This window comes from Poseidonibacter lekithochrous (assembly GCF_013283835.1).
GTDB lineage: Bacteria > Campylobacterota > Campylobacteria > Campylobacterales > Arcobacteraceae > Poseidonibacter > Poseidonibacter lekithochrous.
Window position 1 is genome coordinate 2,514,443 of sequence record NZ_CP054052.1, and the last position, 16,494, is coordinate 2,530,936.

The 16,494-nt window shown below is 28.1% G+C and carries 17 protein-coding genes; 12 read left to right on the forward strand and 5 right to left on the reverse strand.

Going from position 1 to position 16,494, the window contains the following annotated elements; all coding sequences use genetic code 11:
• The first annotated feature begins 141 nt into the window (after nt 1-141).
• The 8 genes from ALEK_RS11905 to ALEK_RS11940 all read left to right on the forward strand — a co-directional run bounded on the left by ALEK_RS11905 (nt 142) and on the right by ALEK_RS11940 (nt 6,746).
• Nucleotides 142-612, forward strand: coding sequence for a RidA family protein (locus ALEK_RS11905; RefSeq protein WP_071627709.1), 471 nt, complete (start codon nt 142-144; stop codon nt 610-612).
• Nucleotides 613-863: 251 nt separating this feature from the next.
• Nucleotides 864-1,901, forward strand: coding sequence for a TRAP transporter substrate-binding protein (locus ALEK_RS11910; protein ID WP_071627710.1), 1,038 nt, complete (start codon nt 864-866; stop codon nt 1,899-1,901).
• 3 nt (nt 1,902-1,904) lie between these two features.
• Nucleotides 1,905-2,939 carry a TRAP transporter substrate-binding protein gene (locus tag ALEK_RS11915; RefSeq protein ID WP_071627711.1) on the forward strand — a complete coding sequence of 345 codons (1,035 nt, stop codon included), beginning with the start codon at nt 1,905-1,907 and terminating at the stop codon, nt 2,937-2,939.
• A 2-nt stretch (nt 2,940-2,941) separates the two neighbouring features.
• The gene (locus ALEK_RS11920) at nt 2,942-3,466 is read left to right on the forward strand and encodes a TRAP transporter small permease subunit (protein WP_071627712.1); all 525 of its coding nucleotides are present in this window, start codon (nt 2,942-2,944) and stop codon (nt 3,464-3,466) included.
• The gene (locus ALEK_RS11925; RefSeq protein WP_071627713.1) at nt 3,460-4,746 is read left to right on the forward strand and encodes a TRAP transporter large permease; all 1,287 of its coding nucleotides are present in this window, start codon (nt 3,460-3,462) and stop codon (nt 4,744-4,746) included. The genes ALEK_RS11920 and ALEK_RS11925 overlap by 7 nt, the downstream gene beginning before the upstream one ends.
• 89 nt (nt 4,747-4,835) lie before the next feature.
• Nucleotides 4,836-5,261, forward strand: coding sequence for a VOC family protein (locus tag ALEK_RS11930; RefSeq protein ID WP_071627714.1), 426 nt, complete (start codon nt 4,836-4,838; stop codon nt 5,259-5,261).
• Nucleotides 5,261-6,106, forward strand: a complete 846-nt coding sequence (locus tag ALEK_RS11935; protein ID WP_083574689.1) for a glycine betaine ABC transporter substrate-binding protein — start codon at nt 5,261-5,263, stop codon at nt 6,104-6,106. Before ALEK_RS11930 ends, ALEK_RS11935 begins: the two co-directional genes overlap by 1 nt.
• 169 nt (nt 6,107-6,275) lie before the next feature.
• Complete coding sequence (locus ALEK_RS11940; protein ID WP_071627715.1) at nt 6,276-6,746, forward strand: DUF2628 domain-containing protein; 471 nt, start codon at nt 6,276-6,278, stop codon at nt 6,744-6,746.
• 279 nt (nt 6,747-7,025) lie between these two features.
• On the opposite strand, the gene ALEK_RS11945 is transcribed toward ALEK_RS11940, so the two are convergent.
• From ALEK_RS11945 to ALEK_RS11955, 3 genes are all read right to left on the reverse strand, one after another.
• Nucleotides 7,026-8,729, reverse strand: coding sequence for a PAS domain S-box protein (locus ALEK_RS11945; protein WP_071627716.1), 1,704 nt, complete (start codon nt 8,727-8,729; stop codon nt 7,026-7,028).
• 163 nt (nt 8,730-8,892) lie between these two features.
• Nucleotides 8,893-9,777: an AraC family transcriptional regulator gene (locus ALEK_RS11950; RefSeq protein ID WP_071627717.1), complete on the reverse strand. Its 885-nt coding sequence runs from the start codon at nt 9,775-9,777 to the stop codon at nt 8,893-8,895.
• A gap of 64 nt (nt 9,778-9,841) precedes the next feature.
• The gene (locus tag ALEK_RS11955) at nt 9,842-10,219 is read right to left on the reverse strand and encodes a hypothetical protein (RefSeq protein WP_071627718.1); all 378 of its coding nucleotides are present in this window, start codon (nt 10,217-10,219) and stop codon (nt 9,842-9,844) included.
• A gap of 207 nt (nt 10,220-10,426) precedes the next feature.
• On the opposite strand from ALEK_RS11955, the gene ALEK_RS11960 reads away from it, so the two are divergent.
• Together ALEK_RS11960 and ALEK_RS11965 are read left to right on the forward strand one after the other, a co-directional pair.
• The gene (locus tag ALEK_RS11960; protein WP_071627719.1) at nt 10,427-11,497 is read left to right on the forward strand and encodes a permease; all 1,071 of its coding nucleotides are present in this window, start codon (nt 10,427-10,429) and stop codon (nt 11,495-11,497) included.
• Between the two features lie 95 nt (nt 11,498-11,592).
• Nucleotides 11,593-12,546 (forward strand): SDR family NAD(P)-dependent oxidoreductase, encoded by a 954-nt coding sequence (locus tag ALEK_RS11965; protein WP_071627720.1) that lies wholly within the window; start codon nt 11,593-11,595, stop codon nt 12,544-12,546.
• A gap of 22 nt (nt 12,547-12,568) precedes the next feature.
• On the opposite strand, the gene ALEK_RS11970 is transcribed toward ALEK_RS11965, so the two are convergent.
• On the reverse strand, nt 12,569-13,651 hold the full coding sequence (locus tag ALEK_RS11970) for an MBL fold metallo-hydrolase (RefSeq protein ID WP_071627823.1): 1,083 nt from the start codon (nt 13,649-13,651) through the stop codon (nt 12,569-12,571).
• Between the two features lie 219 nt (nt 13,652-13,870).
• On the opposite strand from ALEK_RS11970, the gene ALEK_RS11975 reads away from it, so the two are divergent.
• Entirely contained in the window at nt 13,871-14,536 is a 666-nt protein-coding gene (locus ALEK_RS11975) for a response regulator transcription factor (RefSeq protein WP_071627824.1), read from the forward strand.
• Nucleotides 14,533-15,834 (forward strand): ATP-binding protein, encoded by a 1,302-nt coding sequence (locus ALEK_RS11980; protein WP_071627721.1) that lies wholly within the window; start codon nt 14,533-14,535, stop codon nt 15,832-15,834. The genes ALEK_RS11975 and ALEK_RS11980 overlap by 4 nt, the downstream gene beginning before the upstream one ends.
• Nucleotides 15,835-15,876: 42 nt before the next feature.
• Here ALEK_RS11980 and ALEK_RS11985 read toward each other — a convergent pair whose 3' ends face one another.
• The gene (locus ALEK_RS11985; RefSeq protein ID WP_071627722.1) at nt 15,877-16,419 is read right to left on the reverse strand and encodes an RICIN domain-containing protein; all 543 of its coding nucleotides are present in this window, start codon (nt 16,417-16,419) and stop codon (nt 15,877-15,879) included.
• Nucleotides 16,420-16,494: the final 75 nt, after the last annotated feature.

Genomic DNA, 16,494 nt, shown 5'->3' on the forward strand with positions numbered 1-16,494 from the left:
CCTATTACTTTACTTTACTACCCTATCAAATATACTAACATATCTAAGCTTATTTATAATCAATAAATTAAACACACTTTGAACACATATAAGGAAGTTAAACTTACCAATAACAAATAAAATTATAGAAAAAGGTAAATTATGAATAAAATAGAAAAAAGACTAAAAGACCTTAATATAGTGCTTCCAAAAGCAAAAGAAGGTGTTGGAGCATATAAATCTTGGGCAATTTTTTCAGATAATATAGTTTGTACATCAGGACAACTTCCTTGGGAAAATGATGTTTTAGCATACACAGGTAAACTAGGAAAAGATGTAGATGTAGAAACAGGATATGATTGTGCAAGACTATGTACTATTCATGCCATAGCTCAATTAAAAGAAGCTACAGGTGGTGATTTAAGTAAAGTAAAACAAATCATTAGAGTTGAGGGAAATATACAAACTACAGCAAACTTTTATAATCATGCAGAAGTCCTAAATGGTGCAAGTGAACTATTAAATGACGTATTTGGAGATATTGGCATTCATACAAGAACAGCACAAGGAATGAGTTCGTCACCTCTTAATTCACCAACTTTGATTTATCTTTTTGCAGAAATTGAAAAGTAATTCTATAAAAATTACATATATACACTAATAATAAATTACAGTGTTTCTATTTTATTAATAGAAACACTTCATCTAAAATAAGTACTCACTATAAAAATACTCTTCTAAACATTACTATTATTCTATTACTTTATTTTATTTCAGTATTGGATATACTGTTATTATAAGCATATTTACAATCAATTAATAAAACACACTCTGAACACATATAAGAAAGTTAAACTTTGACAGAACAAAAAAAGGAGTAGAAAATGAAAAAAATAGTATTACCAATACTTGCAGGATTAGTACTTGCATCAAGTGCTATTGCAGCACCAGAGAAACTAAGAGTAGTAGGTTCATGGGGACATCTAACTATGTTTAGTGAGTTTGAAAAGCCTTATTGGAAAAAAGAATTTAAAAAAAGTTTTCCAAACACATCAACAAGAGTTACTTCTCTTGGGCAAGTAAAACTAAAAGGTTCAGCAGTTTATAGACAACTTGCAAAAGGTAGTTTTGATGTAGTATCTACAGTTGGAGGATATGTTGTATCAGATTCTCAAACACTTGCAGGTCTTGATTTACCAGCAATTGCACCAGATATTCAAACAGCCAAGAAGATTGTAAACGCATACAAACCAACACTAGCAAAAGCATTAGCAAAAGACTTTAATGCAATTCTTTTAGGAGTAACACCTTATCCCGCTCAAATTTTATTTTGTAATGAAAAAATTGATTCATTATCTGATTTAAAAGGGAAAAAAGTAAGAGCAGGAAGTTGGACAACAGCTGAATATCTTGATGGATTAGGAGCAACAGGAGTTACTCCACCTTTTAGTGAAATTGCATCTGCCTTACAAAGAGGTGTATTAGATTGTGCAATTGGTGGTGGATTATCAGGATATTCATCAGGATGGGGAAATATTTCTAAATACTTATATCCTATACCTGTTGGTGGTTGGGCATATGTTTTAACAGCAATGAATATGGAAACTTGGAATAAGTTCTCAAAAGAAGAACAAGAAAAACTAATTAGTTCTTACAATACAAATGTAATTGAACCAGTTTGGGCTAAATCAGATTTCGAGTCAATTGAAGGTGTTAAATGTTTAACAGGACAAGATTGTTCTTACGGAAAGTCATACAACATGAACTTAGTCCAATTTAAAGAAAAAGATATTGCTATTTCTAAAAAAATACTAGAAGAAAGAGTTCTTCCAAAATGGTCTCAAAAAGTATCTTCTGAGGTTGTAAATGAGTGGAATAACTCAGTTGGAAAAGTAGTTAATTTAAAAGCCGAAAAGGAATAGGAAATGAAAAGAATCACTTTAATAATTATTGCGGCGCTACTTTGTACTTCAAGTATAATTGCGGCTCCTTCAAAAATGAGAGTTGTAGGACAATTCAGTAGTTTAGTTATGTACACTGAATTTGAAAAACCCTATTGGAAAAAAACTTTTGTAAAAGATTTTCCTAATACAAAGGTAAGACTTTCTTCTGTTAGTCAAATGAAATTAAAAGGAGCAGCACCATATAGACAATTATCAAAAGGTGGATTTGATGTTGTTTCTATTATAGGTGGATATGTAGTATCTGATTCTCAAACAGTTGCAGGTTTAGATTTACCTGCAATAGCACCAGATATTCAAACTGCAAAAAAGATTGTTGATGCATATAAACCAACTTTAGAAAAAGCTATTAAAAAAGATTTTAATGCAAAACTTTTAGGAGTTATGCCTTATCCTGCACAAATATTATTTTGTAATGAAAAAATAGATTCATTAGCAGATTTAAAAGGGAAAAAAGTAAGAGCAGGAAGTTGGACTACGGCGGAGTTCTTAGATGGATTAGGAGCTACTGGTGTTACAATGCAATATGGTGAGATATCTCAATCTTTACAAAGAGGTATTTTAGATTGTGCAATTGCAGGTGGGATTCCTGGATATACAGCCGCTTGGGGTGATATTTCAAAATACTTATATCCAATTCCAGTTGGTGGATGGGCATATGTTATAAGTGCTATGAATATGGAAACTTGGAATAAATTCTCAAAAGAAGAACAAAATAAGTTAATGAAATCATATAATCAAAATGTTATAGAACCAGTATGGAAGAAATCTGATTTTGAATCAATTGAAGCCGTTAATTGTTTAACAGGAAAAGGTTGTTCATATGGAAGACTTTATGATATGAATCTTGTAAAAGTTAAAGAAAAAGATTTAATTCTTTCTAAAAAAATATTAGAAGAAAGAGTTCTTCCAAAATGGGCAGAAAAAGTATCTGCTGAAGTTGTAACTGAGTGGAATAACTCAGTAGGAAAAGTAGTAAATCTAGAAGCAAAGGAATAAACATGACAAAGAGTTTAAAACACAGCTCTAAGTATATTGTTTATGCCTCTGGAGTTTTATTGTTTTTTTGTGCATTTTTAACAGCCATTGAAGTAATTTTACGAAAGTTCTTCCTCTTCTCTCTTGGAGGAGTGGATGAAATTTCTTCATATGTTTTAGCAATAACTGTTTCATGGTCAATTGCATATGTACTTTTTGAAAAAATGCATATTAGGATAGATATTTTCTATCACATGATATCAAAAAAGTTTCAAAATTATTTGGATCTTTTATCAATGTTAATGAACTTTATATTTATTGCAATAATCACATATTATGCTTTTGATGTATTTTTAAGTTCATGGGAGAAAAACTCTCTTGCAAATACACCATTGGGAACACCCTTATGGATTCCTCAATTGTTGTGGTTTGCAGGGTTTACTTTCTTTTTAATAGTTATTTTTGTTTTACTATATAAAAGTATTCAAAATATCTACTCAAAAGAAAAAAATGATTATTCAGATATAAAAAAGGAGATTGAATGTTAGCAGTTATATTATCATTTCTAATACTATTATCTTTTTTAATTTTGTCTGTACCTGTTGCATCATCAATTGCAGGTGTAGCTATTATAATAGGTACATTTTTCTCAGATTATCCAATATTTAGTTCAATTGGAGAATTAACATGGAGTACAAGTACTGAATATATACTTTTATCTATTCCATTTTTTGTTCTTCTAGGAGAATTATTATTACATTCAGGAATGGCTAGAAAAATATATTTTGCAATTAATGTATGGTTATCATGGCTTCCTGGCGGATTGATGCATTCAAATGTTGCCGCATCAACGTTTTTTTCTTCAATATCAGGATCTTCCGTTGCAACAGCAGCAACAATAACAACTGTTGCCATGCCTCAAGGGAAAAAATATGGTTATGAAGAAGGCTTATTTGCTGGATCAATTGCCGCAGGGGGAACACTAGGAATACTAATTCCACCTTCTTTAAACTTGATTATTTATGGTTTTTTAACAAACACCTCAATTCCTGCTTTATTTATGGCAGGTTTACTTCCGGGAATTGTTTTAGCCTTATTATTTATGTTTTATATTTTTATTCATGATAAATATAGAAATAGTGCAAAAAAAGAAGTAGAGAAATATACATGGAAACAAAAATTTAGTGAACTAAAAAACTTTGTACCAACATTATCTTTATTTGCATTAGTAATGGGAACTATTTATACAGGATTAGCAACACCTACAGAAAGTGCTGCAATTGGAGTTCTGGGAGCATTAGCAATTATTTATTTCTCAAAACTTCTAACAAAAGAAGTACTTATTAAATCAATTGAAGGAACAATGAAAACAACAGGAATGATAATGTTAATTATACTTGCTGCTAATTTTCTGAATTATGTTTTAATCTCAATAGGATTAATAGATGAAATTGAATATTTTCTTGAAGATTTAAATATCTCAAAATATATGCTTCTATTTGTAATTACTATAATTTTTATTGTTTTAGGATTATTTATTGAAACTTTATCTCTTATGGTAATTACTATTCCAATAGTTGCTCCAATAGCTATAAGTATGGGCTTTGATGGAGTATGGTTAGGTATATATCTAATTATATTAATTGAAATGGCTTTAATTACTCCACCTGTTGGACTTAATTTATATGTAGTTCAAAGTATAAGAAAAAGTGGCTCTGTTGTAGAAGTAATGAAAGGATGTATTCCTTTTGTTTTAATAATGTGTCTAATGGCATTTTTATTAGTATTATTTCCTCAGATTGCACTTTATCTAGTTCAGTTTGTATAAAAATGAGGTTTAAAAACCTCATTTAGAAAGACATCTCGAACACATTTGGGAAAGTTATACTTTCTTGTAATTAAAATAAAGGATACAAAATGAAAATCACATTTGATCATGTGTCACTAAGAGCAAAAAATTTAGAATCTATGAAAGATTTCCTAGTGGAACTATTAGGATTAGAAATAGGTGCTAGACCTAATTTTCCATTTCCTGGATATTGGTTATATACAGAAGGTACTGAAAATGCACTTATTCATATTTATGATGAAGATGCATCTTTTTATAAAAAAGATTTAATAAAAGAAGATTTCAAAGAAGAGTCATCAGGAAAAAACATAGTAAATCATATATGTTTTTCAAGTGATAATTACGAAGAAATCATGGAAAGAATTGCAAAATTAAATACAGACTATTCAATAAATCTAGTGCCAAACTCACCTATTGAACAAATATTTATTAAAGCACCAGAAAATTTAATTATAGAAATTCAAGCTATACCAAAAGATAAAAAGAAGCAATAATGAAAATACCAAATTTAATTGAAAATAAACTTGAGTTTATTAAACTTGCACAAAGTTTAAAGAATAAAAACAAAACTATTAATCTAGGAGTAACTAACCTATCTTTTCATAGAGTTACAGCAGCTTTAGTAACTTATATCTTAAAAGAAATGGGATTTGAAGTAAATAGAACTTTTGCACTTCATGAAGAGAACTTTGAAAGATTAAAAAACAAAAAGATTGATATGATAAGTTCAGCTTGGATTCCTTCAAGTCATGGTGTTTATAAGAAAAATGTAGAAGAAGCTTTTCCTTTGATTGAATTAGGTCTTCATTATGAACCATATGCTTTATGGGGTGTACCTTCATATGTTCCCAAAGAAGAGGTATCTGAAATTTCTGATTTATTAAAAATTAATGTAATAGATAAAATGAACAATAAAATACAAGGTATTGGATTAGGTGCTGGGATTACTAGATTTTCTATAAAAATGATGGATGAATATTCTTTAAAAAGTGCTGGTTATGAGTTTTTTACAGGAACACAGGATGAATGTATAAAAGCTTTTGAAGAAGCAGTTAAAAAGAAGGAATGGGTAATTGTTCCTCTTTGGCAACCTCAATATCTACATCATACTTATAAAATTAGAGAATTATCTGATCCAAAAGGATTATTAGGAATAATTGATAGAGCAGTTTTACTTTGTAATAAAAGCCATACAGAATCTTTATTTGATGAAAATCAAATAAGAATATTAGATAAGATCATATTAAATAATGAAATTATATCTGAACTTGACTATTACCATAGTGTAGAAGGATTAAGTGAAGATGAATCAATTCAAAAATGGATTGAAAAAATATAAACTTTAAAACCTCAAAATTTAATATTTGAGGTTTTAAAAACTTACTAAAACTTTATAACAATATTATCTATATTTCTTTTACTATCAATTTTCTTCATAAATATAATTTTGTATTATTAATAAATAATACAAAAAACTGTAAAATACATACAATTTTCAAGGAGATAAAATGGATTTAGACAATAATCACTTAGATGAGTTATTAGAATCACACTTACAAAAAGAACAAAAGGTAGCAGTTTATAAGTCAAGAGTTGAGGCAAATTTAGTAAATGGACACCCTACTTTCAAGGCTACTTGGTCATGGTGGGCATTTTTTGGAACTTGGGCATTTTTCTTATATAGAAAAATGTATTTAGTTGCAGTCTTATTTTTCTTTGCTACTGTATTAACTGCATTTATTCCTTTTAGTACTATTATCATTATGATTATTAGTGGTATGTCTGCATTTTATTTTTATACAAAAAAACTAAATTCTGATTTAGATATTGCAGGTGTTAAAGATAAACCATTACATGAAGTAAAAGATAATCTTTCTAAACTTGGAGGATATAATAGTTGGGTAGTTTGGGTTGCAGTAGTTTTTTATACAATAGTCATGTTATCAGTAATTATTGGCTTTCTAGGACTTGCTCTTTAAATCTATCTAGAACAAATAAGTCAATAATTAGTTTTAAATCTAATTATTGACTATTTATAAATAATTGTTTATCTTGAAGCTTTTTTTGCTTTCTTTTCAGCTCTTTTTTCTTTTAATGATTTTGTAGATGCAGTTTTAACTGACTTTTGAACGTCTTTACCTTTTGCCATATTCTATTCCTTTATTTGTAGTTATGAACTAGTATAGCTTAAAATAAAAGAAGTATTCTTAATCGCTCTAAAACACACTAAAACTTAATAGCAATTCTTCTTATAATTTTTATAAAGAACTCTTTAAAATTAAATCAAAAGAAGCCCCTACATAACTCTTCTTTTCATATATATACTCTTTATTTTCTACTATTATTCTAGAATTTAAATGTTTAGTGATTATTTGATTTGTCATATATAATCCTATTCCCGTACCATGACTTTTATGCTTAGTAGTAAAATAAGGTTCAAATATTTTATCTTTAATTTTTAAAGGAATTCCCATTCCATTATCTTTAATTTCTATAGAAATAAAATCATTTTCTTTTGTTACATCAATAAAAACATATTTATTAAAATCTTTATCATCAATAAGATTTAATGCATCTTTTGCATTATTTAGTATATTTATCAAGGCTTGAATTAAAAGATTTTCATTACAATATAACAAGTCATCAGGATTTTTATTATTTAGAATAATTTCTACATTTGATACTTTGAAAGAATCTTTTATTAGTGAAACTGCTTTTTTAATAATAGTATTTGTATCAATTTTAATTTGAGAAGAACTATCTGACAAAAAGAAATTTCTAAAATCATCAATTGTTTTTGATAGATATTGTGTTTTCTCATTAATACTATCCATATTCTCAAAAAACTCATTCTCTTTTAATATTCCAAGTTCTTTTTTTAATTTTGTTCCTGTTGCAGTTGTAGAGATAAGAGAAAGAGGTTGTCTCCATTGATGAGCAATATTTCCTAACATTTCACCTAATGATGCTACTTTTGATTGATGAAACATAATTTCTTGATTTTTTATTTGATTTTTAACTTCCGTAATATCTTCAATTATTGCCCAAACAACTTTTTTTCCATCTGGATTTATAATTGAAAATCCACTTATTTTTATAGGGTAAGAACTTCCATCTTTTTTAATATACTCTTTTTCATTTGGACCAAAAGTCCCAGTATTATTAAGTTCATCAATTTGGTGAAGCCCCTGCTCTTCATACTCACTAGGAGTAATATTCATATATGACAAGGAATAAAGTTCTTCATTTGTATATTGTATTGATTCTTGAAATGACTTATTTACTTCTAGAAAATTACCACTCTCATAATCAATCATTGCCATACCAATAGGAGAGTTCTCAAATAAAATCTTGAATTTGATTTCAGAACGCTCTAACTCTAAACTTTCATTTAATGAAAATATTTTTTGATTTGCAAAATTAAGTTCTTTTGTTCTTTTTTCAACTTCAAACTTTAATCTTTCTTCATTATGAATTTTTTCAATTTCAGCACTTGCTCTTAATGCAAGAAATTCAGTTACTATAGAAAAGAACTCTCTATCTTTCATTGGTTTATCATCAAGTAATACTAAAATACTTGAAATACCTGATTTATTTTTTGAAATAACAGGAGCTCCAATATAAGAGTCAATATTCATATCTTGAAGTAATTGATCATCTGGAAAATCTACACAAACATTAGAATCGTGAATACAAACCCTCTCCCCAGTTAATACTATCTCACAAGGAGTACCTTTAAGATCATAAATAAAATTATCAATAAATTTATCATCAGCCCAAACAACATCAGTATGTATTTTATTTGAATCTTCACCAATTGGATGTCCAATCAAGGCATATTTTACATTCAAATTTTGGGCTATATTTTTAATAAATTCTTTTAAGTAAAGCTGTCCATCTATACTTTGATCAATATCTAGGATATTAGAAATAAGATTCATTGATTTTTGTAAAGAGTTCATTGATAATTCCTAAGCTAACTTTTACTGTTATATTAGCAAAAAAAATATCCACTTTTGGTTAAGTCAAAATAAGAATTTTGTGTTCAATATTTCAGATAGTAGACCTTATTATAAGGTATATTAATATTTAAACAATTACTATTTTATTATAAAAATAATATTATCATGAGTCATTTAAAAGATAAGTTGCTTTTTTGAACTCAGAAGGAGTTACTTTTTCAAACTTTTTAAAAAACTTAATCAAATTTGTAATTTCATCAAAATCTACCTTATTTACAATCTCTTGCAAAGTAAGCCCCTCATCTAATAAATACCTTTTTATTTTAATAAGTAAGAACTCATCTAAATAAGCTTTTGTAGTTCTATTTGTATACTTACTTAGTATTCTAGTAAGCGTTTTACTAGATATATCCAACTCTCTAGCATAATCTTCTACCCTAAGAGTATATTTGTGAGTATTTCGAACTAAGTATAAAAACCTATTATATATCTTCTCATCTTTTGTTTTTATGGGTGTTACACCCTTTACTCTTTGCCTTTTTAATTGAATAAGCAAAGACTGGAAAAGTGATTGAATTATAGATTTTTTATACTCATCACTTGGTAATTCTAATTGTTTTGTAAGAAGTTTAATATTAATAAAAATGGCATCTAAAGTTTCTTCACTTAATTGCAAAGTAGCAGGATAACGCATATAATCAAACATATCACTAATACTCTCTTCTACAACTCCACAAAGAAAACCTTCTGTAAACTCTAAAACATATGAGTTCATATTGGGATTTAATTTAAAAGAAGTTACTTGATTTTTAGCTACAAATAAAACTGTTCCTTTCTTATAAGTATATGTTTTAAAATCAATTGTATGTTCACCCTCACCTTCAATAACAATAGCTATTGAATTGAATTTTAGTCTATGGGGAGTCTCTAAGTTTTCATAAAAGTTAGTATTATTTAGAAGTTTTTTCATATCTAAGATTTGAAATTCAATATCTTCATCACTTATTTTTTGAAAAGGTATTTCTAAAAGTTCATTTTTCTTTTTCATTTTCACTCTTTCATCTAATAAATAAACTAGGATATAAAATATTATATCCTAGTATTTTTAACAATTAAGCTTTTAATACACTCACATAAGCTTCTTTATTTTTAAACATAACTGCAATAATTAAAAGTAAAATTACGCCAGAAGCTGCAACTCCAGATGGGTCTAAAAATGCATGTGCTAACATAGCATTTAACATAACTGGCACAATAATAATAGCCATAATAGCCACATATTTATTTAAAATAAATGCTAATCCAGCTAATAATTGAATAGCTCCTACAAGAGGGAAAATAAATCCAGTTTTTGCTAAAGCACCCATATACATTCCCATTTCTTGAGATACTGGTGGATTAGCCATAAAGTGTAAGAATTTATTTAAACCAAATATTACTAATAATAAACCTACTATAATTTGAACTGCTAATAAAAATTTTGTTTTCATTTTTAACCTTTTCTATTTTTGTTTTGTTGAAGTAATTCTAACAATTTGTCTGTTTTTTATAAAGGTAAAAAATAGACTATTTATAGTAAAAATTGGTAAATTAAATATTATTACAATTATATTTCTATATATCTAGAAATATAAAGCCAAGTTTAAGTTAAATATTTCTATAATTCTAGAAATATAATTATTATAAGGAATTAAAAAATGAATTCAGAATTATTAAAACATTTAGAAGAAGCAGGATATTTTTTCGTATTTAACTTTATTGAACTTGCTGTCTTATTTTTAGGAGTGAGTTTTCTTGTGGAGATTATAAACTTATTTATTAATCCACAGAAAGTTCAAAAAGTATTATCATCAAATAAAGGTGGATATTTAATTGCATCCGCACTTGGTTCAATTACACCTTTTTGTTCTTGCTCTACAATCCCACTAACATTGGGCTTATTAAAAGCTAGAGCTGCATTTGGTCCAATCATGACTTTTCTTTTCACATCACCATTATTAAACCCAATTATCATTGCCGTATTTTGGAGTGCCTTTGGTTATGAAGTAACAATTATCTATGCACTTATCGCATTTTTTGTATCAATACTTGCAGGTTTTACACTGGAAAAACTAGGCTTTGAGAAGTTTATTAAAAAAGAAATCTTTGCAGCAGATAAACAAGAAGAAGCTTCATGTTGTGACTCAAAAGAGAAAAAAGAAGTAAAAGTTGAAACATCATGTTGTTCAACAAAAACAGAAAAACCACTTAGTAAACCTATGTTTACAAATATAAAACCAAATAATATCTCACAAAGTTCATGTTGTGATTCTGTACCACCAAAACAAGAAGTGAAAAAAGAGAATAAATGGAAAAAGATTAGTGATAAAGCACTAATGAAAAAAACATGGAAACAGTTCCTAAGTTTTGCTCCATATATTGCAATTGGTATTGCTATTGGTGCATTTGTACATGGTTTTGTTCCACAAGAATGGTTAACAAAATATGCAAGTGCTGATAATCCTTTAGCAGTTCCAATTTCTGCAATTATTGGGGTTCCTTTATATATTAGAGCAGAATCAATGGTAGGACTTGCACCTGCTTTATTAGACAAGGGTGTTAGTATGGGTTCTATTTTAGCATTAACAGTTGCTGGTGCGGGTGCTAGTTTACCAGAGATGATAATGTTAAAGAAAATCTTTAAATTACCAATTATGATTTTCTTTGTTCTATCAGTATTTACAATGGCAATTGGTTGTGGGTTCTTAGTAAATCTATACTTTGCATAAATAAATAAAATTAATACAGCAACATCTATATACTTGTATCTATTCACATTTTAGTCACACTAAACCTGCTAGCATTAAATAAAAAGTAGGTTTATATGAAAGCAAATAAAATTCCAGAAAGTAAATTTAAAAGAATATTATGCTGGACTTGGAGACAAAAATCAAGAACTAATATATGCCCAGATTCTCCATCTTTAGAAGGCAAAATAGTAGCCATTACAGGTGGTACTAGAGGTATAGGATTAGAGACAGTAAAAGGACTATTAAAAAGAGGTGCGGAAGTAATAGTCCTATCTAGAAACAAGAAAAAAGACAAAAATATAATTAGAGAATTAAGAGGCAAAGTCTATTTTGTATCATTAGATTTAGGGAATATTAAATCTATTAGAAACTCCATAGAGAAATTAGAAGATGTATTAATGGGCAGAGAAATTGATGTATTAATCAATAATGCAGGTATGGCAGTAAAAGGTGAAACACAAGTATCTCCTCAAGGATATGAGTTAAGCTATGCTGTAAATGTATTAGGTCATCATATTTTATTTCAAGAGTGCCATAGGAAATCTTTGTTATCTGAAAATGCTCATATTATTGCGGTAACTGGTGATATTTATTTTTTAGAAGATGATTGCACCGCTAATTTTGTATATATAGGAAACAAAGGAGTTAATGCCTATTCAAGAAGTAAATTGGGAGTAATGTGGTGGGCACGAAAAATATACAATTTATATCCCCAATATAAAATTAATATAGTTCATCCAGGCGTAATACCAATGGGGCTAGGAGCGAATCAAAAATCAATCTTTAGTCGTTTATTAAGTAAGGCACTTTTGACTCCTAAAGAAGGTGCCCAAACTACACTAATATGTGTAACTCAAGCAGATATTGAAAATGGAGCATATTATCATAATGCCCTAGGTAAAGCTACTCTACCAGAAAGCGATCCAGTATTTAATCTTGAAAAAGCAGATAAATTTTGGAATGAACTAGAAGATATATATACAAATAGTTATAAAAATGATTTTAGTCTTGATAGAGCTTTAGCATAATACAATAGAAGAAATAGGAAATCTATTTCTTCCACCATTCTTCAAGCTTTATAGGAGGGGATAATATATCTATTACTTCTCCCATCTTAGGAATTAGAACATTTGTTTTTTCTTTTTTAGCTAATGTAGAAATTCTCTCCATGGGTTCATTCCACGGATGAAAAGATATTTTAAATGTACCATTATGAATAGGAACTAATAGTTTTCCTTTTAGATCTTTGTGTGCTTGGATTGTTTGTTCTGGAAACATATGAATATACTCAAATCTTTCATTATATTGTCCATTTTCCATAAATGTTATATCAAAGGGTCCATATTTTTCACCAATTCTTTTAAAGCCATCAAAATACCCAGAGTCACCACTAAAGAAAAGTGACTTACCATTTGCTCTTACAACCCAAGAACTCCATAAAGTTGATGCTCTATCAAAAAGCGTTCTTCCTGAGAAATGTTGTGAAGGTGTTGAAATAAGTTCAACATCGCCAATCTTTGTTGATTCCCACCAATCTAAAGATCTTATTTTTTCTTTAGGAACTCCCCATTCTACAAGTCTTTTACCTACACCTAGTGGAACAATAAAATAGTTGACCTTATCTTTTAATCTTATAATAGCTTCTTCTTCTAGGTGATCATAATGATCATGGGAAATTATAATTCCCTCAATTTGACCTACACTATCTAAATCAAGTGGTACTGGATGAAATCTCTTCCAGCCAATCCATTCATAAGGTGTAATAAAGTCCTCAAATACTGGATCAGTTAACCATACCTTACCTTCAAGTTGAAACATGATACTTGAGTGTCCCAATCGTGTATAATGAAAAGCCTCTTTATTATCTATATAGAAATTATCATAAGTAACTTTTTTAATAGGTAAAAGCTCTTTGGGAATACTTCCTGGTTGTTCAGTAAAATATATACCTTTAAGACCTTGATACATCTCGCTAATACTAAATTCAAAATCTGGCATTTCTTTTTTATTTACAAATTTGCCCTCTTTATATTGAGGCGATGATTCAATTCTCTCTTTTATAGCAAGATTATCTTTAGCTAAACAACCACTTATTCCACCTGCAATAAGTACTATTTTTAATATAAGTTTCATATTCTTAAATCCATACATTTTTATACTCTTTATTTTTAATTATCTTATTTTAATAAAAGAGATGTGACCGTAGTGTGAACATCCATAAAAAATAAGTTCACGTTTTAGTCACAAGGAAATTGATAGAATTAAATAGGAAATAAAACAAGTCCATTTACAATTAATTATCTAAAGATTTTACAAATGTTAGTTATTATTAAAAATATGAAGGTTCAAAAAATGAGAGTATTAATAGTAGAAGATAATCTAGATTTAGCTGAGAGCATATCAGATTATTTGAGTATTCATGGATGCGACTGTGACTTTGCATACAATGGCGTTGCAGGTCTAGAGTTTGCTTTAAAAAATGAATATGATATATTTATTTTTGATATTGCAATGCCTAAAATGGATGGCTTAGAGCTTTGTAAAATACTTAGAGAGAAACACAACAACCAAATACCAATTTTATTTTTAACGGCAAGGGATACTTTAGATGATAAAGTTGCTGGATTTGATGCAGGAGCAGATGATTATTTAGTTAAACCTTTTGAGTTAAAAGAGCTACTTATTCGAATAAAAGCACTGTATAAAAGAGTTATTAACAAAGAAAGTATATTAAATATTGATGACTTAAGTATTAATTTAAATACTCAAGAAGTAAAACGAGATAATCAAAGTATATTTTTATCACCAAATAACTATAAGATTTTAGTTTTATTAATGCAACGATCTCCAAACTTAGTCACAAGAGAAGAGTTAGAGCATTTTATTTGGATGGATGAAACTCCATCTAGTGATTCTCTTAGGAGTCATATATATAAACTTAGAAAACAAATAGATAAACCTTTTAAAAAAGAGTTGATTCAAACTATAAAAGGTAGAGGTTTTAGGATAGTATCATGAAGTTCACAAGAAGTATTCGATTTAGAATTATAATTGCTTGTATTGTTTTTGCACTAATTGTAAGTATTATTTTTGGATTTATTTTAAAAAAAAGTATAAAAATAAATGCTGATGAGCAGTTTAATTGGCATACACAAAAAGAGATGGTTCATTTTTTAGAAGAGTATAAAAAAGACCAAAATACAAAATTTAATTTACCAAGAGGAAAAATACTCATTGGAAAAGAAAAAGATGCCATTAAATACCTAAAAAATATGATTGACAAAAAAAATTCTACTTTTACTGAACAAAAATTAGAAGACATTCCTTTAAAAAGATTTCAGAATACTACTGAGAAAGGATATACTTTTTATTATTATGATTTTGAAAAAACAGTCATATATCTAATAAAAGCCCCTATTTTAGATGATAAAAGCTTAAATATGTACTACTTTATTAATCTTACTGGATTTAATACAACAGATAATATGGGAGCAAATATTGCACTAAACTTCTTTTTTGTTGTAATAATTCTAATATTAATTTTAGCTATTTTAATTGGTTTTTATATTGCAAAAAGAGTTCTTTTGCCACTTACAAACCTCTCTTCAAATGTCGACAAAATAGAAATAGGAGAATACGAAAGCAATGTAAAAGATTATTACAATGATGAGATTGGTTTTTTAGCAAAAACTATTGATACCTTTGTTGTAAGAACTTCTAAATTTATCCAAAGAGAAAAAGCCTTTACACGAGATGCTAGTCATGAACTTAGAACACCAGTTGCAAGCTCACAAGCTGCACTTGATGTGGCATTTGCATTACCGCAAGGACAAGACCCAAAAATGCAAAAGGTTTTAAATAGAATACAAAGAGCAAATAAAAATATGACTCACTTAATAGAAAGCTTTTTAATTCTAGGAAGAGAAAAACAAAAAAATTCAAATAAACTATCTTTTAATTTAAAAGAATTAGTAGATAACTCAATCATTAAAAACAGCTATTTATTAAAATCAAGTGATATAAAATACAAAAATCACATTAAGGAAGAACTAACAATCACCCTAAATAAGGATTACTTATCAATTGTAATTGATAATATAATCCGAAATGCTTTTGTACATATGGAAGAAGGTACTTTAGATATAAACTTTACAAACAATTCTTTCATAGTTCAAGATAGTGGGGAATGGTTTGATGAAAAAAAAGAGTTAGGTATTGGATTGAATATCGTAAAAAGAATCTGTAAAGAAGAAAAATGGAAACTGTCAATTTCCACAAAAAAAGATATAGGTACAATAATAGAGATTAGCTTTTAGACTTATTCCCAAAAGTAAAATACTTTTGGGAAGATGATAAAACTATGGTCTATTAAAATACCAAGTTGATCTTTTAACATCAGTTTGTGAGCACTCTTTCATATATAAAGTTCTCCAAGTATGTGCTGGAGAATATGTAACTGAAGACTCATTTCCCATTTCTAAACATTTATTTGAGTTTTTATGTTTTAGTTTCTTGTCTTTTGTATATTCAAATTTCTGCATAAATTTAGCACTTTGAAATGGCGTATCAACATTACATTTTTGAAGAGTTAAACTTGTATAGTCTAAAACATATTTATTAACACCTGAAATAGTCGCACATAAATCGTAAGCTGGAAAATATATTGTTCCATCTTTTTTAAACTCAAAAGCTTCATCTGCATATAGTCCTGGCTTACAATTATGACCTATTAAAGGTAAATCAGCTCGTATATATTCTCCAGAGCCTGCAACATCGAGACAATAGCCATCTTGTGGTCTATCAAGTGGGTCAATCAATTTAATATGATATGCATTACTTTGAGCAAATAAGCTAGATATCATCATACTTAATAAAAAATTCATTAGTAGAAATTTTTTCATTTTTTATCCTTTGTGATTTTGTATTAATTATAGATAAGACTATGTGAACGTTATGTGAACACAAAATATTAAAAT

What these genes read in the sequence shown, in the direction of transcription:
- ALEK_RS11905 (WP_071627709.1), top strand. Translation starts at nt 142, where the DNA reads ATGAATAAAATAGAAAAAAGACTAAAAGACCTTAATATAGTGCTTCCA.
- ALEK_RS11910 (WP_071627710.1), top strand. Translation starts at nt 864, where the DNA reads ATGAAAAAAATAGTATTACCAATACTTGCAGGATTAGTACTTGCATCA.
- ALEK_RS11915 (WP_071627711.1), top strand. Translation starts at nt 1,905, where the DNA reads ATGAAAAGAATCACTTTAATAATTATTGCGGCGCTACTTTGTACTTCA.
- ALEK_RS11920 (WP_071627712.1), top strand. Translation starts at nt 2,942, where the DNA reads ATGACAAAGAGTTTAAAACACAGCTCTAAGTATATTGTTTATGCCTCT.
- ALEK_RS11925 (WP_071627713.1), top strand. Translation starts at nt 3,460, where the DNA reads ATGTTAGCAGTTATATTATCATTTCTAATACTATTATCTTTTTTAATT.
- ALEK_RS11930 (WP_071627714.1), top strand. Translation starts at nt 4,836, where the DNA reads ATGAAAATCACATTTGATCATGTGTCACTAAGAGCAAAAAATTTAGAA.
- ALEK_RS11935 (WP_083574689.1), top strand. Translation starts at nt 5,261, where the DNA reads ATGAAAATACCAAATTTAATTGAAAATAAACTTGAGTTTATTAAACTT.
- ALEK_RS11940 (WP_071627715.1), top strand. Translation starts at nt 6,276, where the DNA reads ATGGATTTAGACAATAATCACTTAGATGAGTTATTAGAATCACACTTA.
- ALEK_RS11945 (WP_071627716.1), bottom strand. Translation starts at nt 8,729, where the DNA reads ATGAACTCTTTACAAAAATCAATGAATCTTATTTCTAATATCCTAGAT.
- ALEK_RS11950 (WP_071627717.1), bottom strand. Translation starts at nt 9,777, where the DNA reads ATGAAAAAGAAAAATGAACTTTTAGAAATACCTTTTCAAAAAATAAGT.
- ALEK_RS11955 (WP_071627718.1), bottom strand. Translation starts at nt 10,219, where the DNA reads ATGAAAACAAAATTTTTATTAGCAGTTCAAATTATAGTAGGTTTATTA.
- ALEK_RS11960 (WP_071627719.1), top strand. Translation starts at nt 10,427, where the DNA reads ATGAATTCAGAATTATTAAAACATTTAGAAGAAGCAGGATATTTTTTC.
- ALEK_RS11965 (WP_071627720.1), top strand. Translation starts at nt 11,593, where the DNA reads ATGAAAGCAAATAAAATTCCAGAAAGTAAATTTAAAAGAATATTATGC.
- ALEK_RS11970 (WP_071627823.1), bottom strand. Translation starts at nt 13,651, where the DNA reads ATGAAACTTATATTAAAAATAGTACTTATTGCAGGTGGAATAAGTGGT.
- ALEK_RS11975 (WP_071627824.1), top strand. Translation starts at nt 13,871, where the DNA reads ATGAGAGTATTAATAGTAGAAGATAATCTAGATTTAGCTGAGAGCATA.
- ALEK_RS11980 (WP_071627721.1), top strand. Translation starts at nt 14,533, where the DNA reads ATGAAGTTCACAAGAAGTATTCGATTTAGAATTATAATTGCTTGTATT.
- ALEK_RS11985 (WP_071627722.1), bottom strand. Translation starts at nt 16,419, where the DNA reads ATGAAAAAATTTCTACTAATGAATTTTTTATTAAGTATGATGATATCT.